The sequence below is a fragment of the Bauldia sp. genome, assembly GCF_020442045.1.
GTDB lineage: Bacteria > Pseudomonadota > Alphaproteobacteria > Rhizobiales > Kaistiaceae > Bauldia.
On sequence record NZ_JAGRLA010000157.1, the window covers coordinates 1 to 23,384 of the forward strand.

Sequence of the window (23,384 nt, forward strand, 5' to 3'; positions counted from 1 at the left end):
AGGTCCGCGGACTGAAGATCCGCCACAACAACGTCCTCGGCTATTTCGTCGAGGTGAATGCCGGGCATGGTGAGCGGATGATGGCGGCTCCGCTCAATGCCCGTTTCATCCATCGCCAGACCATGGCGAACGCGGTCCGCTTCACGACCACGGAACTCGCCGACCTCGAGGCGAAGATCGCCGGGGCGGGTGAGCGGGCGCTGGCGATCGAGCTCGCTGTCTTCGAGGAGCTTGCCGAAGCCGTCGAGGCCGACTCGGCGACGATCCGCGCCATCGCCGATGCGCTTGCCGTGCTCGATGTCGCGGCCGCCTGCGCCGTGCTTGCCGAGGCGGAGGATTATTGCCGGCCGGCGGTCGAGGAATCGCTCGCCTTCGCCATCGAGGGCGGACGACACCCGGTGGTCGAGCAGGCGCTGCGCCAGGAGAGCCAGTCCTTCGTCGCCAACGATTGCGCGCTCGGGCCGGAATCGGCCGGCGATGCGGGGCATATCTGGCTGGTTACCGGGCCCAACATGGCCGGCAAGTCGACATTCCTCCGCCAGAATGCGCTGATCGCCATCCTCGCCCAGATCGGTTGCTACGTGCCGGCCAAGGCGGCGCGGATCGGCGTCGTCGACCGCCTGTTCAGCCGGGTCGGCGCCGCCGACGATCTCGCCCGCGGCCGTTCCACCTTCATGGTCGAGATGGTCGAGACCGCGGCGATCCTCAACCAGGCCGGTCCGCGCTCGCTGGTCATCCTCGACGAGATCGGGCGGGGGACGGCGACCTTCGACGGCCTGTCGATCGCCTGGGCGGCGATCGAGCATCTCCACGAGGTCAACCAAAGCCGGGCGCTGTTCGCCACCCATTATCACGAGCTGACGGCCCTCGCCGAACGCCTCGCCCGGCTCCGTAATGTCACGGTGCGGGTGAAGGAATGGCAGGGCGATGTGATCTTCCTGCACGAGATCGCCGCCGGCGCCGCCGACCGCTCCTACGGAATCCAGGTTGCCAAGCTCGCGGGGCTGCCGGCCTCGGTCGTGGAACGGGCGCGGGCCGTCCTTGCCCAGCTCGAGGAGACCGATCGCAAGTCGCCGGTCAATGCCCTGATCGATGACCTGCCACTCTTTTCGGCGATGCGGTCGCAGCCGCCCGTGGCGCCCGACATCGATCCCCTTACCGAGTTGCTCGATGGCCTCAATCCGGACGAGTTGACGCCGCGCGATGCCCTGGAAGCGCTCTACAGGCTGAAGGCTGCGCGCGCCGACAAGGGGAGGAGACGGTGATGAAGCTGCGTAACCTGACAAACGCCGTCGGGCTGGCAGGATCCGTGCTCGTCGCTTTCGCCGGTACGGCCGTGGCTGACACCCTTCGCTGCAAGGCGGTCGACGCCGCGCCGACCCTGACGATCGAGGTCGCCTCGGCCGAGGGCGATACCCTTGGTGCCGTCACGCAGGTGGACGCCGATCTCGGCGATTTCACGATGTCGGCGCATCCCATCGACGCGGAAGTGCCGGGCGAGAAAATTGAAGACCAGACCCGCGAGCCGGGCCTGCTTGAGCTTTCCTTGATCGACGCCGAGGACGTCTGGATCGTCATGCGCCTGCGGCTCGTCCGTGACGTCGACTACCACCTCCTCCAGGGCGACGAGACGGACGAGGGAGCGCGCTCCGTGGCTGCTGGCACGCTCAGCGTGATGGGCGCCGGCATCTGGGCGGTGACCTGCGAAGGTTGGTAGCGGCGGTCGAGCCTAGGTCCGCGCCAGGAGATAATGGGCGGCGCGCGCGGTCGGGATGTATTCGATCACCCCGAATCCCAGGGCGCCCATGTCGAGGCCTTGAAGCAGGTTTTCACCGCGACCCAGCAAGACCGGGGCGACCGCGAGGTGCATCTCGTCGATCAACCCGGCTTCGAGATACTGGCGTATGGTCTCGACCCCGCCGCCGATGCGGATATCCTTTCCCCCGGCCAAAGCCTTCGCCCGGTCGAGCGCGGCGTGGATGCCGTTGGTCTCGAAATGGAAGACCGTGCCGCCATCCATCGCCAGCGGCGGCCGGGGATGGTGCGTGAGCACGAAGACGTCGCAGTGATAGGGCGGGGTGTCGCCCCACCAGCCCTTCCAGCTATCGTCGGGCCAGGGACCGCGGACCGGGCCGAACATGTTTCGCCCCAGGATCCAGGCACCATTGTTTTCCATGCCGCGGGCGGCGAGCTCGTCGTCCTGTCCGGTTTCGCCGCCGTCCTTGCCGAGCACCTGGTGCTGGAACGTGCGGGTCGGAAAGAACCATTCATGGACGGCATGTCCGCCGGCGCCGAGCGGATTGTCGAGGCTCTGGTCCGGACCGGCGCCAAAGCCGTCGAGCGATAGGCCGAATGAGCAGACGCGGACCTTGGACATGAATCCTGCCTCCTTGCTGGATATGGCGGTCACCTGGCCATACGACGAAGGGCAACGGCCGGAATCGACATCGCACCTCGCGGAATCATCGGCAAGGGTCGCGCGGCGCCCGCGCGGGAGTTCGGGACGGTGACGTGATCCGCGATCCCCATCGCGCCGATTACATTCGACGGCGTATCGAGGCGACGTTGCGAGCCCGCTCCGAGGGCGCCGATATCCTCGGCGATATGGTCTGGAGCCTTTTCGATAACTTCGAATGGATTCAAGGCTATACGCGTCGCTTCAGGATGGTGCATGTCTATCGCGATCTGATCGCCCGGCATCCGCAGGGCGGGCGCGGCGGTTGAGGGCCGGCGGAGGACCGGTGCGATGGCCTCGTTTCGGCATTTGCCGGTGTGTCGGCGACGGTCCACACGGTGTGGCGAAGATTACGGCAGGACGGTGCATGGCGCCGCGCCCGAAAGCGCGATAGGTTCCGCGACTTATCGATAATAACCGATTGGCGTAAGATTCCCGTGACAGAGGCCCTGATCGACGAAGAGGCGCTGAACGCGGCCCTTGCCGCTCTTGCGACCGACAAGCGCGGCCAGATATCGCCCGAGACGCGCAGCGAGATGCTGGCGATCCTCAGGCAGGCGATGACCGACGGCCGGGCCGAGGCCGAGCGCCGGCTGAAGGCCGACGGCAAGGGGACGCAATGCGCCAGGCAGCTCTCCGATCTCCAGGACATGCTGATCCGCGCCATCCACGACTTCGCCGTCACCAACGTCTATCCGATTGACAACCCGACGTCCGGCGAGCGGCTCGGCATTGTCGCCGTCGGCGGCTACGGCAGGGGCACTCTGGCACCGGGCTCGGACGTCGATCTCCTCTTCCTGCTGCCCTACAAGCAGACCCCATGGGGCGAGAGCGTCGTCGAGTTCATCCTCTACCTGCTCTGGGATCTCGGGCTCAAAGTCGGCCATGCCACCCGCAGCGTGATCGACTGCATCCGCCTGTCGCGGTCCGATATGACCATCCGCACCGCGGTACTCGAATCGCGTTACCTTCGGGGCGACAAGGGCCTTCACGACGAGCTCGTCAAGCGGTTCGATGAGGAGGTGGTGAAGGGAACCGGCCCCGAATTCATCGCCGCCAAGCTCGCGGAGCGCGACCAGCGTCACCGTGCCCAGGGCGCCTCCCGCTACCTGGTCGAGCCGAATGTCAAGGACGGCAAGGGCGGCCTCCGCGACCTGCATACCCTGTTCTGGATCGCCAAGTATTTCTACCGGGTCAATTCGAACGAGCAGTTGGTCAAGGCCGGTGTCTTCTCACGGGCGGAGCTGAACCGCTTCCGCAAATGCGAGGATTTCCTCTGGGCTGTCCGCTGCCATCTTCATTTCCTCACCAACCGGTCCGACGAGCGGCTGACCTTCGACGTCCAGCAGGACATGGCGATCCGGCTCGGCTATACGGCCCATCCGGGGCTCAAGGATGTCGAGCGCTTCATGAAGCACTACTTCCTGGTTGCCAAGGAAGTGGGCGATCTGACCCGCATCTTCTGTGCCGAGCTCGAGGAGCATCACGGCAAGCCGGTGCCGGCGCTGAGCCGTCTTCTCGGCCTCGACAAGCGGCGCCGCCGGAAGATCCCGGGTTCCACCGATTTCGTCGTCGACAACGAGCGGATCAGCACGGCCGGCGAAGAGGTCTTCCGCAACGATCCCGTCAACCTGATCCGGATCTTTCATCTCGCCGACAAGTATAATCTCGCCTTCCATCCCGATGCTCTGCAGGAGATCGCCCGCTCGCTGCACCTCATCGATGCCGACCTGAAGGAGAACGAGGAGGCGAACCGCCTGTTCCTCGAGATCGTCTCTTCCCGTCGCCAGCCGGAGGTGGTGCTGCGGGCGATGAACGAGACCGGCGTCCTCGGCCGCTTCATCCCCGACTTCGGCAAGGTCGTGGCGATGATGCAATTCTCGATGTACCACCACTATACCGTCGACGAGCACCTGCTCCGCTCGATCGGCTTCCTGACCGAGATCGAGCATGGCGACGCCGCCGAGTCGCATCCGCTCGCCAACGAGCTGTTTCCCGGCATCAAGGACCGGGTCGTGCTCTATGTCGCGCTCTTCCTGCACGATATCGCCAAGGGCCGGCCGGAAGACCATTCGATCGCGGGTGCGCGCATCGCGCGGCGGCTTTGCCCGCGGCTCGGCCTGACGGCGGCCCAGACCGACGCGGTCGCCTGGCTGGTCGAGTATCATCTCCTGATGAGCATGGTTGCCCAGTCGCGCGACCTTAACGACCGCAAGACGATCCTCGATTTCAGCGCCGTGGTGCAGAGCCTGGAGCGCCTGAAGATGCTCCTTATCCTGACCGTCGCGGACATCAAGGCGGTCGGCCCCGGGGTGTGGAACGGCTGGAAGGGCCAGCTGCTGCGGACCCTTTACTACGAGGCCGAGCCGGTGATCACCGGGGGCCACAGCCAGGTCAGCCGGGAGAAGCGCGTGGCGGCGGCGAAGAAGGAGCTCGCGGAGGCCCTGGCGGATTGGCCGAAGCGCGAGCGCGACGGCTACCTCAAGCGCCACTATCCCGCCTATCTCCTGCGCGTCGACCTGCCGCACAAGGTCGCTCACGCCGCCCTGATCCGCGAGGCCGACCGCGAGAAACGGACGCTCGCCACGGCGGTCACAACTCACGACTTCGAAGCGGTCACCGAGATCACGGTCTTCGCCCCCGACCATCCCAGGCTGCTGTCGATCATCGCCGGGGCCTGCGCGATCGCCGGCGCGAATATCGTCGATGCCCAGATCCACACCACGACGGACGGGCAGGCGCTCGATTCGATCTTCATCAGCCGCGAATTCGACGACACGGTCGACGAGGAACGGCGCGCCGGCAAGGTCGGCAAGCTGATCGAGGAAGCGCTCGCCGGCACCTTGCAGATGCCGGAGCAGGTCGACCGCAAGTCCCAGAAGAAGGGGCGCATCAAGGTCTTCTCGCTGGAGACCAGCATCACCATCGACAATGAATTGTCCAATATGCTGACCGTGATCGAAGCATCGGGGATCGACCGGCCGGGCCTCCTGTTCAGCCTCACCCGGGCGATATCCGATCTCAATCTCAACATCGCCTCGGCCCACATCTCGACCTTCGGAGAGCGGGTGGTCGATGTCTTCTATGTGACCGATCTGACCGGCCTCAAGGTCACCAATGGCAGCCGCCAGGCGGCCATTCGCCGGCGGCTCGAGGCGGCTTTCGATGGCAAGCCGGCCGAGGAAACACGCCCGGCAAAGCGCATGGAACCTGCGTGATCAACCTTCCGGCGGTCGGTCTGGGGCGAGCGTGCCGATGTCGCTGCTGAAAAATTTCGCCACGGTCGGCGGGGCGACAGCGACCAGCCGCATCCTTGGCTTCGTCCGGGACGTCTTCATAGCCGGAGCCCTCGGCACCGGCCCGATCGCCGACGCCTTCTTCGTCGCCTTCCGCTTCCCCAATCTCTTCCGGCGGCTCTTTGCCGAGGGCGCCTTCAACTCGGCCTTCGTCCCGCTCTATGCACGGTCGCTGGAAGGCGAGGGGGAGGACGCGGCGCGCCGTTTCGGCGAAGAAGCGCTGAGCGCATTGCTGACGGCGCTGCTGATCTTCACGGCGCTCGCCGAGATCGCCATGCCGATCCTCATGTATGTCATGGCGCCGGGTTTCGTATCCGACCCCGAGAAATTCGACCTGACGGTCTTCCTCACCCGGATCGCCTTTCCCTATCTCGCCCTCGTGTCGCTGCTCGCTTTCTATAGCGGCGTGCTCAACGCGCGCGGACGCTTCGCGGCGGCCGCCTTTGCGCCGGCGCTGCTCAACGTCGTGCTGATCGCCGTGCTGCTTCTCATCCTCTGGATGGGCTGGGCGAATACGCGGCCGGCCGGCGTTGCCCTGACGGTCGGCACGCTGATCGGCGGCGTCGCGCAGCTCGCGCTCGTGGTCGTTGCCGCTACCCGCGATGACACCCTCCTGCGCCTGCGCCGGCCGCGGCTCACGCCCGGCGTTCGCCGCCTTGTCGCACTCGGCATTCCCGGTGTCATCGCCGGCGGCATCACCCAGATCAATATCGTCGTCGGCACGATGATCGCGTCGCTGGCGCCGAGTGCGGTGTCCTATCTCTATTACGCCGACCGGCTCTACCAACTGCCGCTCGGCATTGTCGGCATCGCGATCGGTGTCGTGCTGCTGCCCGACCTTTCGCGACAGCTTCGCGCCGGGCGTCTCGATGTCGCCGACCACACCCAGAACCGCGCGCTCGAATTTGCCATGGCGCTGACGCTGCCGGCGGCGATCGCGCTCTTCGTCATGGCCGTGCCGATCATCAACGTCCTCTTCCAGCGGGCGAGCTTCACGTCTTCCGATACGGTCGAGACGGCCGCCGCGCTCGCGGCCTTTTCGCTCGGCCTGCCGGCCTTCGTGCTGATCAAGGTCTTCTCGCCCGGTTTCTTCGCCCGCGAGGATACCCGCACGCCGATGTGGTTCGCCGGCGCGGCCCTGGTCGTCAATATTGCGCTGTCGCTGGCGCTCTTCCCGTTCCTCAAGCATGTCGGCATTGCCCTGGCGACCTCCGCTGCAGCCTGGCTCAACACGGCGCTGCTCGCCGGCACGCTGGCGCGGCGCGGCCAGTTCACGACCGACGCGGCCCTGAAGAAGCGGTTGCCCCTCCTCCTGCTGGCGGCGATGCTGATGGGGGCCGTCCTTTTCGTCGCCCAGTGGCTGATGGCGCCGTTTCTTGTCGACCCCGCCCTGATCGTTCGCGCGGCCTCTGTGGGCGTTCTGGTGATTGGCGGGGTTGTCGTCTTCGCCGTCTTCTGTCAATTGACCGGCGCGGCGGATTTCAGGGGGGCGCTCGCCAAGGTGCTCAAGCGCACCTGACGAGGCTCGCCCGCGACCTCCGTCCCGCGTCAGTCCCGCAAGATCAGAGTTCCAGGCCCATGACCCGTTTCGCCCCGCGTGTTTTCTCCGGCGTCCAGCCGACAGGCAATCTTCATCTCGGCAACTATCTCGGCGCCATCGTGCGCTTCGTCGAGATGCAGGAGACCCATGACTGCATCTACTGCGTCGTCGACATGCACGCGATCACCGTCTGGCAGGATCCGGCCGAGCTGACTAGGGCGACGCGCGAGGTCACCGCGGCCTTCCTCGCCGCCGGCATCGACCCGGTTGCCCATATCGTCTTCAACCAGAGCCAGGTCCACGTCCATGCCGAGCTCGCCTGGGTGTTCAACTGCGTGGCGCGCATGGGCTGGCTCAACCGGATGACCCAGTTCAAGGAAAAGGCCGGCAAGGATCGCGAGAATGCCAGCGTCGGGCTCTTCGCCTATCCCAACCTGATGGCTGCCGACATCCTCGCCTATCTCGCCACCCATGTTCCGGTCGGCGAGGACCAGAAGCAGCATCTCGAGCTCGCCCGCGACATCGCCGCCAAGTTCAATCACGACTTCGCGGAATCGATCGCCGCCAACGGCTATGGCGAGGAATTCTTCCCGATCACCGAGCCGCTGATCACCGGCCCCGCGACCCGCGTCATGTCGCTTCGCGACGGCACCAGAAAGATGTCGAAATCCGACCCTTCCGACTATTCGCGCATCAATCTCACCGACGATGCCGAGGCGATAGCGCTGAAGCTGCGCAAGGCCAAGACCGATCCGGAGCCTCTGCCCTCGGAAACCGACGGGCTGAAGGGACGCGCCGAGGCCGAGAACCTGGTCGGCATCTACGCGGCGCTGGCCGGCGAGACCAAGGAGGCCGTGCTGCGCGACTATGGCGGCGCCCAGTTCTCGAATTTCAAGCCTGCGCTCGCCGACCTCGCGGTCGCCAAGCTGGCGCCGATCGCGGGCGAGATGCGCCGCCTCCTCGCCGATCCCGGCCATATCGACGCGGTGCTTGTCGACGGCGCCGACCGGGCGTCCGAGATTGCCATGAAGACGATGGACGGCGTCAAGGACGTGATCGGCTTCATCCGGAAAAAGTGACGGTATTGCCGGTGTTGCGAGGCCGCTTGCCGACGCCCCCGGCGGGTGGCAGCATCAGGGTATGGTGACGAAACGAAAAAGTACGGCGGAAGGCCATCGCCGCAAGTTCCTGGCGATCGTCGACGATACGCCGGAATCGACCCGTGCGCTTCTCTTCGCCGGGCTGCGCGCGATCCACACCGGCGGGGCCGTCGTGCTCCTCTATATCATCACGCCCAGCGAATTCACCCAATGGGTCGGTGTCGAGAATATCATGCGCGCCGAGGCGATGGAGGCGGCGGAGGCGGCGCTCGGCAAGGCTGCCGATCTCGTCCGCGACAAGACGGGGATCGAGCCCCAGGTCGTGATTCGGGAGGGTGGCCGCTCGGAGGCGATCCTCGGCGTCATCGAGGATGACGAGGATATCGCCATCCTGGTGCTTGCCGCCGGCACCGACAAGGAAGGCCCCGGACCGTTGGTCACCGCGCTCGCCGGCAATGCCGCCGCGACCTTTCCGGTGCCGATCACCATCGTTCCCGGACACCTCGACGACGAGGCGGTCGCCGCTGTCGCGTGACCGCGCCGCGGTTGATATCCCCAGCCTTCAGGACTAGATGAAGGCTGGATCCAACGCCCCCTTGAAAGGCGCCAATCATGTTCATCCAGACCGAAACCACGCCGAATCCGGCGTCGCTGAAGTTCCTTCCCGGACGCATCGTCCTCGGCGACGGGACCGCCGAGTTCAGGGATTTGTCGGAAGCCGGCGAGTCACCGCTTGCCGCGCGCCTGTTCGCGGTCCCCGGCGTCACCGGCGTCTTCCTCGGCGGCGACTTCGTCACCGTCACCAAGGGCGACGTCGAATGGCAGCATCTCAAGCCGGCCGTACTCGGCGCGATCATGGAGCATTTCCTGTCCGGCGCCCCGGCGTTGGAAAGGCCCCAGGATGCCTCCAGCGACGATGAATTCTTCGCCGAAGAGGACGCCGAGACGGTTGCGGTGATCAAGGAGCTGCTCGATACGCGGGTCCGCCCGGCCGTCGCCCAGGATGGCGGCGACATCACCTTCCAGGGCTTCCGTGACGGTATCGTCTTCCTCAACATGCGCGGCTCCTGCGCCGGCTGTCCGTCGTCAACCGCGACGTTGAAGCATGGTATCGAGAACCTGCTCCGCCATTTCGTGCCGGAAGTGCAGGAGATCCAGGAAGTGCCGCTGTGAAGCCCCGCAGGGGCCGGTTTACCAAGACCGCCGGAAGGGCGTGAACGTCTCGACTCAGCTTTCCCGGACGGCTATGCCGCCGGAATGAATCTGCTGGCCATCGATACTGCGCTTGAGGCCTGCTCCGTCGCCGTGGCGCGGGACGGCGAACCGCCGGTCATCGCTTCCGAAACGATCGGGCGGGGCCACGCCGAGCGCCTCTTCGGGATGATCGATGCCGCAATGGCCGAGGCCGGCATCGTCTATGCCGGTCTTGACCGGATCGCGGTGACGATCGGTCCCGGGTCCTTCACCGGCCTCAGGGTCGGCATCGCCGCCGCGCGCGGCCTTGCTCTGGTCATCGGCTGCCCGGTCGTCGGTGTCGGCACGCTCGCCGTCCTGGCCGCGGAGGCGCGGGATATCGTGGGGCCCCTACCGGTGCTCGCGACCCTTGATGCCCGGCGCGGCGAAGTCTATGCACAGCTTTTCGACGGCGATGGCCGGGCGACGGGGGAGCCGGATGCCGGTCCACCTTCGGTGATCGCCGGGCGGCTTGCGGCGGAGACTCGGATTGCCGGTTCCGGTGCCGCACTCGTCGCCGCTGCGTATGGACAAGGGGCCGAGTCGCGAATCGTGGCGATCTCGGCGACGCCCGACATGGCTTCGCTTGTCGCGATTGGCCTCGCCGCCCCGCCGCCCGCCGCCCCGCCAAGGCCGCTTTATGTCCGCGCGCCCGACGCCAGGCCGCAATCCTCCGCCGCGGTTGAGCGACGATGATCGAGCTCTTCCCACGGCCACGTATCGTCATCGAGACCCTCGGTCCGGACGAAGCCGACGCGCTTGCCGATATTCACGCCGATGCCTTCGCCCGGTCCTGGTCGGCGGAGGAATTCGAGGCGCTTGCCAGCGATGCCAGGGTTCTGACGCTTGGTTTGCGCCGCCATTCGGTCATCTGGCCGCCCCGGCTGATCGGCTTCATCCTGATCCGCGTCGCCGCCGGCGAGGCCGAGGTGCTTTCGATCGCCATCCGCGGCGCCAATCGCGGTCGAGGACACGGCCGCCGCCTGATGGACGAGGCCCTCCGCCATCTCTACCGCGAACGGGTCGAAACCTGCTTTCTCGAGGTAGCCCACGACAATCGGGCGGCGCTTTCGCTGTACGAGTCGCTCGGTTTCAAGACCGTCGGCGAGCGAAAAGGCTATTATCACCGCAATGACGGTCCGGCGGGGGCGGCGCTTGTCATGCGCCTCAAGCTTCGCTAATCGCCGGTAGGGGAAGTTGCGACGTGGCCGAAGAAAGCAAGACCACCACACTGGAGGATGCCTGCGCGGCACAAGGCCTGCGCATGACCGAGCAGCGCAGGGTGATTGCACGCGTCCTCGATGCTGCGTCCGACCATCCCGACGTTGAGGAATTATATCGCCGCGCCTCCGCCGTCGATTCGCGGATATCGATCGCCACGGTCTATCGAACGGTCAAGCTCTTCGAGGATGTCGGCGTCATCACCCGGCATGACTTCGGCGAGGGACGGAGCCGCTACGAAACCATCCCGGAGATCCACCACGACCACCTGATCGACCTCCGTTCGGGCGATGTCATCGAATTCCGCAACGAGGAGATCGAACGGTTGCAGCAGGCCATTGCCGAACGCCTGGGCTTCCGGCTTGTCGACCATCGGCTGGAGCTCTACGGGGTGCCACTCGCGGGCAAGACGGAGGGCAAGAAATAATGGGCCCGGCGCGGACGGTCTTCGTCGCCCTCGTCCTCGGCGTCATCACCATCGTGCTGATGCCCCTGCAGATTCTCGCGACCCGCTTCCATTGGCGGCTCGCGGCGCTGCTTCCCTATTACTGGCAGCGGATCGCCCGCTGGTTGATCGGCCTGCGGGTTCGCGTCTCGGGGACGCCCGCCAAGCCGCCGCTGCTCCTGACCGCCAATCACATCTCCTGGCTCGACATCACGGTTCTTGGCAGCGTCATGCCGCTGTCCTTCGTCGCCAAGGCCGAGGTTGCCGGCTGGCCGGTGCTCGGGACGCTCGCCCGGCTGCAGCGAACCGTCTTCATCGACAGGACGAAGCGGTCGCAGACCGGTGCCGCGACCGCTGAGATCGCCCGGCGGGTTGGCGGCGGAGATGTCATGGTGCTTTTCGCGGAGGGCACGACCGGCGACGGCAACCGCATCCTTCCCTTCCGCAGCGCGCTGATCGGAGCCGCCGGAGCGGCCGCCGGCGCCAATGTCATCACCGTCCAGCCGGTCGCGGTGACCTATACCCGACTCGGTGGCATACCGGTCGGCGCGTCCGACCGGCCGGGGCTCGCCTGGTATGGCGAAATGCCCTTCATCGCCCATTTCAGCCGGCTGATCGGCCGCGGCGGCATCGACGCGATTGTCAATTTCGGCGAGCCGATCCAGTTCACGCCGGAGAGCGATCGCAAGAAGGTCGCCGAGGCGTGCTTCGAGGCGGTGCGCGAGATGGACGAGCTGGCCCGCACGGCAACGTCATATAGCGGCAAAGGCGACCGGCTATTCTCTCCGCAGCCAAAAGACGCTAAAGGAACCGAGGGGCCAGCGGCCGGCGAGCTCGCCGGCCAGGCGGGCGAGAGGATCGTCAACCGGGTTTCATGAACGGAACGGAACGCGAACTGAAGAGAGTCTTCGTCAGGACCTATGGATGCCAGATGAACGTCTATGATTCCGAGCGGATCACCGACGCCCTGGAATCCTCGGGCTACGCGCCGGTCGACACGCCGGAGGCGGCCGACCTCATCCTCCTCAATACCTGCCATATCCGCGAGAAGGCGGCGGAGAAGGTCTATTCCGAAATCGGGCGTCTGCGGCGCCTGAAGGACGATGCCGGCGATGCCGGCCGCGAGGTGCTGATCGGCGTGGCCGGGTGCGTCGCCCAGGCCGAGGGCGAGGAGATCATCCGCCGCGCTCCGGCCGTCGACCTCGTCGTCGGGCCGCAGTCCTACCAGCGCCTGCCCGATCTCGTGTCGAAGGCACGGGCCGGCGGCCGCGTGGTCGAGACGGAATTCGCCGTCCGCGAGAAGTTTGCGGCGCTGGATCGTCCCGCGCCCCGGCGGCGCGAGCGCTACGCGGCTTTCCTTACCGTCCAGGAGGGATGCGACAAGTTCTGCTCTTTCTGCGTCGTGCCCTATACGCGCGGAGCGGAGGTTTCGCGCTCGGTCGCGGCGATCGCCGCCGAGGCGCGCCGCCTCGCGGCCGAGGGCGTTCGCGAGGTCACCCTGCTCGGCCAGAACGTCAACGCCTTTCATGGCGAGGGGCCCGACGGTCGCGACTGGGGGCTGGGTCGTCTCCTTTTCCATCTCGCCGGGATTCCCGGCATTGACCGGCTGCGCTACACCACCAGCCATCCACGCGACATGGACGATGCGCTGATTGCCGCGCACCGCGACCTCGACGTGCTGATGCCCTATCTCCACCTGCCGGTCCAGTCCGGGTCCGACCGGGTACTCGCCGCAATGAACCGCAGGCATAGCCGGGCCGATTACCTGCGGATCATCGAAAGGGTCCGCGAGGCGCGGCCCGGAATGGCGATCGCCGGCGATTTCATCGTCGGCTTCCCAGGCGAGGAAGAGGCGGATTTCGCCGACACGATGAGGATCGTCGAGGACGTCGGATATGCCTCGGCCTTCTCGTTCAAATACAGCCCCCGGCCCGGCACGCCGGCGGCGAACCGCGACCAGCTTCCCGAGCCGGTCAAGACGGAGCGTCTGGCGCGCCTCCAGGAGGCGATCCTCGCGTCGCAGGCCACCTTCAATGCCTCGCGGGTCGGCATGGTCGCCGAGGTGCTTTTCGAACGTCCCGGCCGTCATCCTGGACAGATCGTCGGCCGCTCGCCGTGGCTCTCGCCGGTCCAGGTTTCGGCCGATGCCGGCCTGATCGGTTCCATCGCCCGCGTCGCGATCACCGATGTCGGGCCCAACAGCCTGTTCGGTCATGTCGTCGGCAAGGCCGGTCTCGATCGACCGGCCGTGGAGGCAACCGCTTGACGCCCCGTCAAACGGCAACCGTCCCGGCGATCGACGGGGACGAAACGCAGATCGTCGTCGCCTTCGACGATAACCGGCTGATCTCTTCCCTGTTCGGCGAATTCGATCGCAACCTCGCGCTGATCGAGCAGCGCCTCGGGGTCGACGCGGTTGCGCGTGGCAACCAGGTGACGATTCGTGGAAACGCCGAGGCCTGTACGCGCGCCCGGCTTGCGCTCGATATGCTCTACGGGCGGCTCCAGGAGGGCCACGAGCTCGTGCCGGGCGACGTCGAGGGCGCGATCCGGATGGCCGAGGCCGCCGAGGCGCAGCTGAGCCTGCCGACGCTCGAGCCGCGCGGCCGGCTGGCGATGGCCCAGATCTCGACGCGGCGGCGGACGGTCATGGCACGGACCGTGACGCAGGATGCCTATATCCGGGCCTTCGACCGGGCCGAGCTGGTCTTCGGCATCGGCCCCGCCGGAACCGGCAAGACCTACCTCGCCGTCGCCTATGCCTCGGCGATGGTCGAGCGCGGCGCCGCCGAGCGGATTATCCTGTCGCGTCCGGCCGTCGAAGCCGGCGAGCGGCTCGGCTTCCTGCCGGGCGACATGAGGGAAAAGGTCGATCCCTATCTTCGTCCGCTTTATGACGCGCTTTACGACATGATGCCGCTCGACAAGGTCGAGCGAGGCCTGCAGTCCGGCATGATCGAGGTCGCGCCGCTTGCCTTCATGCGTGGCCGCACCCTGTCCGATGCCATCGTCATCCTCGACGAGGCACAGAACACCACGTCGATGCAGATGAAGATGTTCCTCACCCGGCTCGGCGAGAATTCGCGGATGATCGTCACCGGCGATCCGAGCCAGATCGACCTGCCGCCGGGACAGGTTTCGGGTCTTGTCGAGGCGGTCGACCTGCTGCGGGGCGTCGCCGGCATCGCCCAGGTGCGCTTCACCGCCGCAGACGTCGTCCGCCACGCCCTGGTGTCGCGCATCGTCGAAGCCTATGACCGGGCCGAGGGGCAGGGCGGCTGACCATGGCCGCTGGCGATCCGATGCCGGACGGGATCGGTGTCGAGACCATGGTGGAAGCTGGCGACTGGCCGGAAGAGACCGAAATCGCAGCGGGAAATGTTGCCGCTGTCAGGGCCGCCGTCCGACGGGCCCGGCCGGATCTCGCCGAGGGCGCCGAAGTGGCCATCATCCTCTCGGATGACGATCACCTGCGTGAGCTGAACCGCCGCTTTCGCGAGAAGGACGCGTCGACCAACGTGCTGTCCTTCCCCGCCGCGCCGCCCGTCGGCGGCCGGTTCGGCCCGTTGCTCGGCGATATCCTGCTGGCGCGGGAGACGGTCCTGCGCGAGGCGAGCGAACGCGGCATCCGTCTCGGTGACTATGTCACCCACCTGGTAATTCACGGTTTTCTTCACCTTGTCGGCTACGATCACCAAACCGAAAAGGAAGCGGTTGTCATGGAGGGTTTGGAAACCTTTATTATGGAAGACCTAGGTCTCCATGACCCCTATGCGAGCTGAAGCGACCGCCGGCCGACCGATGACCGCCGCAGAGACATCCACACAGAATTCCGACCCCGGACCGGAACCGGACAGTATCGACACGGGCGCTTCGACGCCCGATAGCTGGCTCGAAAGGGTCAAGGCCGCCGTTGGCATGCGCGGCCCCGCGACGATGCGCGAAGAGATCGTCGACGCCCTGGCCTCCGAGGATGCCGCGGCCGGATTCTCGCCGGAAGAGCGGGCGATGATCGCCAACATCCTCCGTCTCCGCGAGGTCCGGGTCGACGATGTCATGGTGCCGCGTGCCGATATCGATGCCGTGGAGATCGGCATCTCGCTGGCCGGCCTGCTCGCCGCCTTCCAGGAATCCGGTCATTCGCGGATGCCGGTCCACCGCGAAACCCTCGACGATCCGGTCGGCCTCGTCCACATCAAGGACCTCATGGGCTATGTCGCCCGTACCGCGGCCGTTGCTGCTACGCCCCCGGCCGGGGAGGTCGAGGCCGGGGAAGCGTCCGGCGGCCGCAACGGTGAACCGCCGGCGGCATTCGATCTGCCGCTCGTCGACCTCAACAAGTCGCTCGCCGAAGCCGACCTGGTGCGAAACATCCTCTTCGTGCCGCCGTCCATGCCGGTCACCGCGCTGCTCGCCACCATGCAGGGCACGCGAATGCAGATGGCGCTGGTCATCGACGAATACGGCGGGACGGACGGGCTGGTGTCGCTCGAGGACATCATCGAGATGGTCGTCGGCGACATCGAGGACGAGCATGACGACGAGGCGCGGGCGATGATCATCCCCGACGGCGACGGCGTCTTTCTTGCCGACGCCCGCGCCGATCTCGAGGAGGTCGAGGCGGCGATCGGCGCCGATCTCGCTCCCGGCGAGGAGAGCGAGGACGTCGACACGATCGGCGGTCTTGTCTTCAGCCTGCTTGGCCGGATCCCGGTCCGCGGCGAGCTGGTCGCGGCGCCTGGCGGCTTCGAGTTCGAAATCCTCGATGCCGATCCCCGCAGGATAAAGCGGTTGCGCATATACCGCCGCCGGACGGGGGCGACCCGGCCGGAGCCGCGGCGACGGCAGCGGGTCAGTCCGCCGGAAGAGGAAGCCGGCGACTAGCTGTGGCCTCTGCGGCTGCCGACCGTCGGTCGGCTTTCCCGGTCCCTAGCCTGCGGTCGCCGGGTCGATGACGGCGCTGACTTCCGAGATGATATCGGCTGGAAATCCCGAAAGTCTCGAATGTTCGCGGATCGCGGCCTCGTCCTCGGCCAGATAGATGCAGAAGGTCTTGTCCCCGGCCACGTAGGACTGCTGCCACTGGAGCCGTGGCGATAGCTTCGCCAGCGCGTCATTCGATTGCCGGGCAATATTGCTGAGTTCACTGGCGTCGGACTCGCCGATGCCAGCTACGTTGCGCTCGATCACATACTTCTTCATAACGCTCTCCTCAGGTTTCGCGTCTCGCCGGGACTGCCATGGCACCGGATGACACCAGAAGATTGGTCGGACCGCGAGCGTCAAACGCGCCATTCTCAGTGGGTACATCCGCCAATCTGGAGCGCGTATTGGAGGTGACCGTCCTCTATTGTCGCGGCGCCTATGTTTCCACTTCCCTGATGCCGCTGGAGATCTTCCATTCGGCGGGATTCATGTGGAATGTCTGTTTGGGTCGGGAGCCCGAGCCGCGTTTCAGGATCACCAGTGCCTCGGTCGACGGAGACGTGGTGGAGGCACTTGGACCGGTGCGCCTGACTCCGGACCTCCCGATTTCGGACGTCGAACAGACGGATCTGGTCTTCGTCCCGACCGCGGGCATGGACGTCGATGATCTGTTGCGATCGAATGAATGTTGCCTGGACTGGTTGTCCGGGATGCGGCGCAAGGGTGCTCTCGTTGCGGGCGTTTGTACCGGGACCGCACTGCTTGCCGAGGCGGGGCTGCTTGATGGCCGCAGAGCAACCACCCACTGGGCCATTGCTTCGATGTTCAAGGACCGCTGGCCGGCCGTCGACTGGCGGCCTGAGCTGGCCGTCACCGAGGATGGCGGGGTGTTCTGCGGCGGAGGTCTTTACTCCGCGATCGACCTTGCTCTCTATCTCGTTGGACGGCTTTGCGGAAGGGATGTCGCTGTCGAGGTAGCCAAGTCCCTCGTTTTGCAGATGCCCCGGACCTATCAGACGGACTTTGGATTCTTGCCGCTCAGTCGCGACCACAGTGACGCTGCGATACGCCGCGCGGAGAAGTGGTTCTGCGATCATTTTCCTGATGACATCAGTGTCGACCGGGTTGCCGAGGAGACGAACATGTCGCCTCGAACTTTCCTCCGTCGTTTCAAGGCGGCTACCGGCGAGACGCCGCGCTCCTACGTCCAGCGGCTCAGGGTCGAGGCGGCCAAGTCGATGCTCGAGCAGGATCGCATGACGGTGCAGGAGGTCAGCATCGCGATCGGCTACGAGGATGTCGGTTTCTTCCGCAATCTTTTCAAACGCTATGTCGGGATTTCGCCGACCGTATACCGGGATCGCTACGGCTAGGATTCGCGCTGCCGGCAACGTTGCCTCGGGTCAATGGCGGATCGGTTGTGTTTCGCCGCCAGCCCGGCTTTCGATCGGTTCTGGAAATACGCCTCTCTTGACGGCATGCATACGGCCGGATTTTGGTCGTTTGCGATGGACCGAATCGCCAATCCGATCGTCGTGCTCTGGGGATGGCGCCGCGTCGCGATCGCGATCGGTGCGGGCGCGCTTTCGGCCCTGGCGATGGCGCCCTTCAACCTGTTTCCGCTTCTCTGGCTGACGGTTCCGGTCTTTGTCTGGCTGATCGACGGTGCGACACCCGCCGAGGGCGCCGGCTTTCTCCGCCGCCTTCTTCCGGCGGCAGTCGTCGGCTGGAGCTTCGGCTTCGGCTATTTCCTCGGCGGGCTGTGGTGGATCGGAACGGCCTTCCTGGTCGAGGCGGAGGATTTTGCCTGGGCTCTTCCCTTTGCCGTCACCCTGCTGCCGGCCGGGCTGGCCCTTTTCTGGGCATTGGGGACGGCGGTGGCCCGATCGGTGTGGTGCGAGGGCTGGCCGCGCATTCTCGTCTTCGCCGTCGCGATGGCGGGCGCCGAGTGGCTGCGCGGCCATGTGCTGACCGGCTTTCCCTGGAATGCCTTCGGCTATGCCCTGATGCCGGGGGCCTTGACGATGCAGTCGGCGTCGCTGGTCGGCCTGTGGGGCGTGACCCTCGCGGCTTTCATCATCTTCGCCGCTCCGGCGGCGCTAGCCGGCGGGGTGCGCGGGGAGCGGCGGGGGCAATACGCCATTGTCGCTTTCGCATTCGTGCTCTTCGTCGCCCATGTCGGTTTCGGCGGAGTCCGGTTGCTCGCCGCGGGTGATCCCGCCGACAGCGGCATCACGGTCCGGATCGTCCAGCCGGTGCTGCGCCAGGAAGAGAAGTGGAATGTTGCCAACGAGGATGCGATCGTCGATCGCTATCTCTCCCTCAGCGACGGCGCGACCTCGCCGGATCGCAACGGCGTCGGCGGCGTCGACATCCTCGTCTGGCCGGAATCGGCCTTTCCCTTTCTGTTGACTGAGCGGCCCGAGGTGCTTTCCGCCATTGCCGATCTCCTGCCCTCGGGCACCGCGCTGATCACCGGCGCTGCCCGCGCCGAGACGGGACGGGTGGCCAGCGACCAATTGCCACGCGTGTTCAACAGCATCTACGTCATCGCCGATGATGGCGAGATCGTTGCCGCCTATGACAAGGTTCATCTCGTGCCGTTCGGCGAGTTCCTGCCATTTCCCGGCCTGCTCGAGCGGATCGGCCTCACCCAGCTCGTTGCCCTGCCCAGCGGATTCTCGCCCGGCGCACGGCACCTCACCCTGGCGCTGGAGAATGCGCCCTCCTTCAGTCCGTTGATCTGTTACGAGATCGTCTTCCCCGGCGAGGCGGTCGCGCCCGGCCCCCGGCCTGGCTGGATCCTCAACCTGACCAACGACGGCTGGTTCGGCGACACGCCCGGACCGCATCAGCATTTCCAGCAGGCCCGGGTGCGTGCCGTCGAGGAAGGGCTGCCGCTGGTCCGAGGCGCGAATTCGGGAATATCCGCGGTTGTCGATGGCTACGGCCGGGTGCGGCAGAGTCTCGGTGTCGGGCTTGCCGGGATCGTCGACGGCTCCCTGCCTCCCGCCTTGACCCCGACGCCGTATGCCGACTACGGAGATTGGGTGTTTCTTTTCATGCTGATGGTGGCGGGTTGCGTGGCCGCCTATGCGCAATTTCCGTCTAGGTTGAATGGGAATTGACAAAAATCATGTCATCATGCTCTATCCATGGCTATGTCCGACAAAACACAACCTGTGACGGGCGCGGGGGCGTGAAATTCCGGTATGACGTCAGATGTCACCGGGGGTAGGTCAAAAGACGGAGATGTCGGGCACTGGGCTGTAAAGCCGTCGGGACAAACACCAAAGGCCGCCGCCCGTGTGGCACAAGAGAGAGGCCAAATGGCCAATAAGAAACAACCAAATCCAATCGACATTCACGTCGGAAGCCGGGTCAGACTGCGTCGAATGATGCTCGGAATGAGCCAGGAGAAGCTCGGAGAGCACCTTGGGATCACCTTCCAGCAGATCCAGAAATACGAAAAGGGAACCAACAGGATCGGCGCCAGCCGTCTCCAGAATATCGCGCGCGTCCTTTCCGTGCCGGTCTCGTTCTTTTTCGAGGATGCGCCGGGCGGCGAGAGCGGTGGCATGGCGGAGCAGCAATCCGCGAGCTACGTCGTCGATTTCCTGTCGAGTTCGGAAGGAATCCAGCTCAACAAAGCCTTTGTCCGCATCAAGGATCCCAAGCTTCGGCGCAAGGTGATCGACCTGGTCCGCGCGATTGCCGGCGCGGACGAAGAGCCTGACTGAATCCCGCATTCGTTAGGGGTCCGTCGAGGCTGGCCTGCGGGGGCCGGACCCCTCCGGTCCCGGGCTCTTGCGCCCGCGGGAGGGGCCGTGTCCGGCGCCGGCCGGTCTCGGTGGTTGACCCGCTGCCCGTTCGCTGCCAAAACGGCGCCTGATCTTGCCGAGTGGGGGCTTGGTGAGCATTCCCGGAAAATAGTCAAAAAGGTCTGACGCCTTGCCGCGATCATCCTATCTTTTCACGAGCGAATCCGTTTCCGAAGGGCATCCCGACAAGGTTTGCGACCGGATCTCGGACACGATCGTCGATGCCTATATTGCCGCGATGCCGGAAGCCCGCGTCGCCTGCGAGACGATGACGACCACCAACCGCATCGTGATTGCCGGTGAGGTGCGGGGGCCGGAGGAGGTGCTCGATCAGGTCGAGGACCTGGCGCGTGGCGCCATTCGCGACATTGGCTACGAGCAGGAAGGCTTCCACTGGCAGCATGCCCAGTTCGAGAATCTCCTTCATCCGCAATCGGCGGACATCGCCCAGGGCGTCGATGCCAGCGGCAACAAGGACGAGGGCGCCGGCGACCAGGGCATCATGTTCGGCTATGCCTGCCGCGAGACGCCGGAGCTGATGCCGGCGCCGATCTTCTATGCGCACCGAATCCTCAAGCTGATGGCCGATGCCCGGAAATCCGGCGCGGCCGCCATGCTCGGTCCCGACGCGAAGAGCCAGGTGACCATCGCCTATCATGATGGAAAGCCCACCAAGGCCACCTCGATCGTTGTGTCGACCCAGCATCTCGACGAGTCGATGACCTCTGACGATGTCCGCGAGGTGGTCGAGCCCTATGTCCGCGAGGCCCTGCCGCAAGACTGGATCAACGGCTCCACCGAATGGCACATCAATCCGACGGGCAAGTTCGTCATCGGCGGCCCGGACGGTGACTGCGGCCTCACCGGGCGCAAGATCATCGTCGACACCTATGGCGGCGCCGCACCGCATGGCGGCGGCGCCTTCTCGGGCAAGGATCCGACCAAGGTCGATCGCTCGGCGGCCTATGCCGCCCGCTATCTCGCCAAGAATGTCGTCGCGGCCGATCTCGCCGATCGCTGCACGATCCAGCTCTCCTATGCGATCGGCGTCGCCAAGCCCCTGTCGATCTACGTCGATCTCCATGGCACCGGTAAGGTCGAGGAGGAGGCGCTGGAGAAGGCGCTGGGAGAGGTCATGGACCTTTCGCCGCGCGGTATCCGCCAGCATCTCGAGCTCAATCGGCCGATCTATGCGCGAACCGCCGCCTATGGCCATTTCGGCCGCGCCCCGGAGGCCGATGGCGGCTTCTCCTGGGAGAAGGTCGACCTCGCCGACGCCCTGGTCGCGGCGATCAAGTAGCCTTGGCGGCCGGCGGTCGCGCCCCGGAGGGCACGGCCTTGCAGAGACGAAGCACGCTCTACGGGCGGCGCAAGGGCAAGCCGCTATCGCAGCGCCGCGAGCGGCTGATGGCCGATGTCTTCCGGTCGCTTGCCGTGGATATCCTGCGCCCGGCGCCGCAGACGCTGGCCGATCTCTTTGCCGTTCCTGTCGACGACATCCGCCTGGAGATCGGATTCGGCGGCGGCGAGCACCTGATCAGCGAGGCGAAAGCGTCGCCGGCCACCGGCTTCATCGGTGTCGAGCCTTTCGTCGAGGGCATGGCCAAGGCGGTTGCGGCGATTGATGCCGATGGCCTGGCGAATATCCGCCTCCACGATGGCGATGCCGCCGACCTGATTGCGTGGCTTCCGGCCGCTTCGGTCTCGCAGGTCGATCTGCTTTATCCCGACCCCTGGCCCAAGCGCCGCCACTGGAAACGGCGTTTCGTCAATCCCGCGAACCTCGAAGGCATTGCCAGGATCCTCGCGCCCGGCGGCGCGTTTCGCTTTGCCAGCGATATCGACTCCTATGTCGCCTGGACGTTGCGCCATGTTCTCGCCTCTCCCGCGTTCGAGTGGACGGCCGAGCGGGCGGACGACTGGCGCTTGCCCTGGGCCGGATGGCCCGGCACCCGCTATGAGGCGAAGGCCTTCCGTGAGGGGCGCCGGCCGGCCTATCTCGTGTTTCGAAAGCGGTAACCGAGCGCGCGAGCGCCCGCCGATTGGCCTTGCGTTGCCGGCGGCGGCGGACTATATCGGCTCCATCATCTCAAACGATCGGTACCGTTGGAGAGTGGGCCCCGCCGGACCCGCTCTTTTCGCACAGGCGGCCGGTCGACGAAAGGAGCCCGCTTGTCAGAAGGGATCGCTGAACCTCGGCTGATAACCGAAACCGGACTTGAAGCCCGCATCGCCAACATCGTCGAGCCGACGGTGGAGGGGCTTGGCTATCGTCTCGTCCGGGTCAAGCTGTCCGCGATGAACGGTGCGACCCTGCAGATCATGGCCGAGCGCCCGGACGGCACCATGACCGTCGACGATTGCGAGCGGCTGTCGCGCGATCTCTCGCCGGCGCTCGATGTCGAGGACCCGATCGATCGGGCCTATAATCTCGAGGTATCGTCGCCCGGCATCGACCGGCCGCTGGTCCGCCTGTCCGATTTCGAGCGATGGGCGGGGCACCTCGCCAAGATCGAGCTTTCGAGCCCCGTTCGCGGCCGCAAGCGGATACGCGGCGTGCTCGCCGGCGTCGAGGGTTCCGGGACCCGCGTCACCGTGGCGCCGCCGATCGACGGCGAGACGGAGATATTGCTGCCGCTCGCCGATATCGGCGAGGCCAAGCTGGTCCTGACCGACGACCTGATCCGCGATTCACTTGCCGCCCATCAACCGGGTGGCGACCAACCGAATATCGACGATGCCGGACCGGCATCCGCTCACTGACCACACGGAGACGACAATGGCTGTCAGTGCAAACCGACTCGAACTCCTCCAGATCGCCGACGCGGTTGCCCGCGAAAAGGTGATCGACCGGATGATCGTGGTCAACGCCATGGAGGACGCGATCCAGAAGGCGGCGCGGTCGCGCTACGGGTCGGAGACCGACGTGCGGGCCGAGATCGACCCGAAGACCGGCGAGATCAAGCTTCAGCGGCTCCTCAAGGTGGTCGAGGAGGTCGAAAATCCGGCGACCGACATCACGCTCGAGAATGCGCGTCACCGCAATCCGGCCGCGCAGGTCGGCGATTTCATCGCCGAGACCCTGCCGCCAATGGATTTCGGCCGGATTGCCGCCCAGTCGGCCAAGCAGGTCATCGTCCAGAAGGTCCGCGAGGCCGAGCGCGACCGGCAGTATGACGAGTTCAAGGACCGCATCGGCGAGATCGTCAACGGCCAGGTCAAGCGGGTCGAATATGGCAACGTCATCGTCGACCTCGGCCGCGGCGAGGCGATTGTTCGTCGCGACGAGCTGATCCCGCGCGAGACCTTCCGCTACGGCGATCGCGTCCGCGCCTATATCTACGACG

25 protein-coding genes are annotated in these 23,384 nt (G+C 65.9%); 23 read left to right on the plus strand and 2 right to left on the minus strand.

What is annotated here, in order from left to right:
- Both mutS and KDJ86_RS17275 read left to right on the plus strand, forming a co-directional pair.
- Positions 1-1,265, plus strand: a 1,265-nt coding sequence (gene mutS, locus KDJ86_RS17270; protein ID WP_291748663.1) for a DNA mismatch repair protein MutS, incomplete at its 5' end; no start/stop codon positions are given.
- Positions 1,265-1,717 carry a hypothetical protein gene (locus tag KDJ86_RS17275; protein WP_291748666.1) on the plus strand — a complete coding sequence of 151 codons (453 nt, stop codon included), beginning with the start codon at positions 1,265-1,267 and terminating at the stop codon, positions 1,715-1,717. The genes mutS and KDJ86_RS17275, both read left to right, overlap by 1 nt.
- Positions 1,718-1,729: 12 nt before the next feature.
- Here the strand turns inward: KDJ86_RS17275 and KDJ86_RS17280 are convergent, their stop codons facing one another.
- Complete coding sequence (locus tag KDJ86_RS17280) at positions 1,730-2,377, minus strand: dihydrofolate reductase family protein (RefSeq protein WP_291748667.1); 648 nt, start codon at positions 2,375-2,377, stop codon at positions 1,730-1,732.
- Positions 2,378-2,511: 134 nt separating this feature from the next.
- Between KDJ86_RS17280 and KDJ86_RS17285 the strand changes: the two genes are divergently transcribed.
- The 14 genes from KDJ86_RS17285 (at position 2,512) to KDJ86_RS17350 (ending at position 16,174) form a co-directional block, all read left to right on the plus strand.
- Entirely contained in the window at positions 2,512-2,724 is a 213-nt protein-coding gene (locus KDJ86_RS17285) for a family 1 glycosylhydrolase (protein ID WP_291748669.1), read from the plus strand.
- Positions 2,725-2,892: 168 nt separating this feature from the next.
- Positions 2,893-5,673, plus strand: coding sequence for a [protein-PII] uridylyltransferase (locus KDJ86_RS17290; RefSeq protein ID WP_521085313.1), 2,781 nt, complete (start codon positions 2,893-2,895; stop codon positions 5,671-5,673).
- A gap of 37 nt (positions 5,674-5,710) precedes the next feature.
- Positions 5,711-7,270: a murein biosynthesis integral membrane protein MurJ gene (murJ, locus tag KDJ86_RS17295; RefSeq protein ID WP_291748672.1), complete on the plus strand. Its 1,560-nt coding sequence runs from the start codon at positions 5,711-5,713 to the stop codon at positions 7,268-7,270.
- A 59-nt stretch (positions 7,271-7,329) separates the two neighbouring features.
- Positions 7,330-8,370 carry a tryptophan--tRNA ligase gene (trpS, locus tag KDJ86_RS17300; protein WP_291748674.1) on the plus strand — a complete coding sequence of 347 codons (1,041 nt, stop codon included), beginning with the start codon at positions 7,330-7,332 and terminating at the stop codon, positions 8,368-8,370.
- A gap of 61 nt (positions 8,371-8,431) precedes the next feature.
- Complete coding sequence (locus KDJ86_RS17305) at positions 8,432-8,926, plus strand: universal stress protein (protein WP_291748677.1); 495 nt, start codon at positions 8,432-8,434, stop codon at positions 8,924-8,926.
- A gap of 77 nt (positions 8,927-9,003) precedes the next feature.
- Complete coding sequence (locus KDJ86_RS17310; RefSeq protein ID WP_291748679.1) at positions 9,004-9,564, plus strand: NifU family protein; 561 nt, start codon at positions 9,004-9,006, stop codon at positions 9,562-9,564.
- Positions 9,565-9,648: 84 nt separating this feature from the next.
- Positions 9,649-10,320, plus strand: coding sequence for a tRNA (adenosine(37)-N6)-threonylcarbamoyltransferase complex dimerization subunit type 1 TsaB (gene tsaB, locus KDJ86_RS17315; protein WP_291748681.1), 672 nt, complete (start codon positions 9,649-9,651; stop codon positions 10,318-10,320).
- Positions 10,317-10,805, plus strand: a complete 489-nt coding sequence (gene rimI, locus KDJ86_RS17320; RefSeq protein WP_291748683.1) for a ribosomal protein S18-alanine N-acetyltransferase — start codon at positions 10,317-10,319, stop codon at positions 10,803-10,805. The genes tsaB and rimI overlap by 4 nt, the downstream gene beginning before the upstream one ends.
- 83 nt (positions 10,806-10,888) lie before the next feature.
- Positions 10,889-11,272: a Fur family transcriptional regulator gene (locus KDJ86_RS17325; protein ID WP_521085315.1), complete on the plus strand. Its 384-nt coding sequence runs from the start codon at positions 10,889-10,891 to the stop codon at positions 11,270-11,272.
- The gene (olsA, locus tag KDJ86_RS17330) at positions 11,272-12,168 is read left to right on the plus strand and encodes a lyso-ornithine lipid O-acyltransferase (RefSeq protein WP_291748690.1); all 897 of its coding nucleotides are present in this window, start codon (positions 11,272-11,274) and stop codon (positions 12,166-12,168) included. Before KDJ86_RS17325 ends, olsA begins: the two co-directional genes overlap by 1 nt.
- On the plus strand, positions 12,165-13,556 hold the full coding sequence (gene miaB / locus KDJ86_RS17335) for a tRNA (N6-isopentenyl adenosine(37)-C2)-methylthiotransferase MiaB (RefSeq protein WP_291748693.1): 1,392 nt from the start codon (positions 12,165-12,167) through the stop codon (positions 13,554-13,556). Before olsA ends, miaB begins: the two co-directional genes overlap by 4 nt.
- Positions 13,553-14,572, plus strand: a complete 1,020-nt coding sequence (locus KDJ86_RS17340; RefSeq protein ID WP_291748695.1) for a PhoH family protein — start codon at positions 13,553-13,555, stop codon at positions 14,570-14,572. Before miaB ends, KDJ86_RS17340 begins: the two co-directional genes overlap by 4 nt.
- A 2-nt stretch (positions 14,573-14,574) precedes the next feature.
- On the plus strand, positions 14,575-15,072 hold the full coding sequence (gene ybeY, locus KDJ86_RS17345) for an rRNA maturation RNase YbeY (protein WP_291748697.1): 498 nt from the start codon (positions 14,575-14,577) through the stop codon (positions 15,070-15,072).
- Between the two features lie 19 nt (positions 15,073-15,091).
- Positions 15,092-16,174 (plus strand): hemolysin family protein, encoded by a 1,083-nt coding sequence (locus tag KDJ86_RS17350; RefSeq protein WP_521085314.1) that lies wholly within the window; start codon positions 15,092-15,094, stop codon positions 16,172-16,174.
- A gap of 45 nt (positions 16,175-16,219) precedes the next feature.
- On the opposite strand, the gene KDJ86_RS17355 is transcribed toward KDJ86_RS17350, so the two are convergent.
- Positions 16,220-16,492: a DUF4242 domain-containing protein gene (locus KDJ86_RS17355; protein WP_291748699.1), complete on the minus strand. Its 273-nt coding sequence runs from the start codon at positions 16,490-16,492 to the stop codon at positions 16,220-16,222.
- 134 nt (positions 16,493-16,626) lie between these two features.
- Between KDJ86_RS17355 and KDJ86_RS17360 the strand changes: the two genes are divergently transcribed.
- The 7 genes from KDJ86_RS17360 to nusA form a co-directional block, all read left to right on the plus strand.
- Entirely contained in the window at positions 16,627-17,589 is a 963-nt protein-coding gene (locus tag KDJ86_RS17360) for a GlxA family transcriptional regulator (protein ID WP_291748701.1), read from the plus strand.
- Between the two features lie 135 nt (positions 17,590-17,724).
- Positions 17,725-19,344: an apolipoprotein N-acyltransferase gene (lnt, locus tag KDJ86_RS17365; RefSeq protein WP_291748704.1), complete on the plus strand. Its 1,620-nt coding sequence runs from the start codon at positions 17,725-17,727 to the stop codon at positions 19,342-19,344.
- A 201-nt stretch (positions 19,345-19,545) separates the two neighbouring features.
- Positions 19,546-19,956 carry a helix-turn-helix domain-containing protein gene (locus KDJ86_RS17370; protein WP_291748723.1) on the plus strand — a complete coding sequence of 137 codons (411 nt, stop codon included), beginning with the start codon at positions 19,546-19,548 and terminating at the stop codon, positions 19,954-19,956.
- A gap of 211 nt (positions 19,957-20,167) precedes the next feature.
- Positions 20,168-21,337, plus strand: a complete 1,170-nt coding sequence (gene metK, locus KDJ86_RS17375) for a methionine adenosyltransferase (RefSeq protein ID WP_291748707.1) — start codon at positions 20,168-20,170, stop codon at positions 21,335-21,337.
- A 38-nt stretch (positions 21,338-21,375) separates the two neighbouring features.
- Positions 21,376-22,056 (plus strand): tRNA (guanosine(46)-N7)-methyltransferase TrmB, encoded by a 681-nt coding sequence (trmB, locus tag KDJ86_RS17380; RefSeq protein ID WP_291748710.1) that lies wholly within the window; start codon positions 21,376-21,378, stop codon positions 22,054-22,056.
- 153 nt (positions 22,057-22,209) lie between these two features.
- Entirely contained in the window at positions 22,210-22,800 is a 591-nt protein-coding gene (gene rimP, locus KDJ86_RS17385) for a ribosome maturation factor RimP (RefSeq protein WP_291748712.1), read from the plus strand.
- A 16-nt stretch (positions 22,801-22,816) separates the two neighbouring features.
- A partial coding sequence (gene nusA / locus KDJ86_RS17390) for a transcription termination/antitermination protein NusA (RefSeq protein WP_291748714.1) occupies positions 22,817-23,384 on the plus strand: 568 nt, incomplete at its 3' end.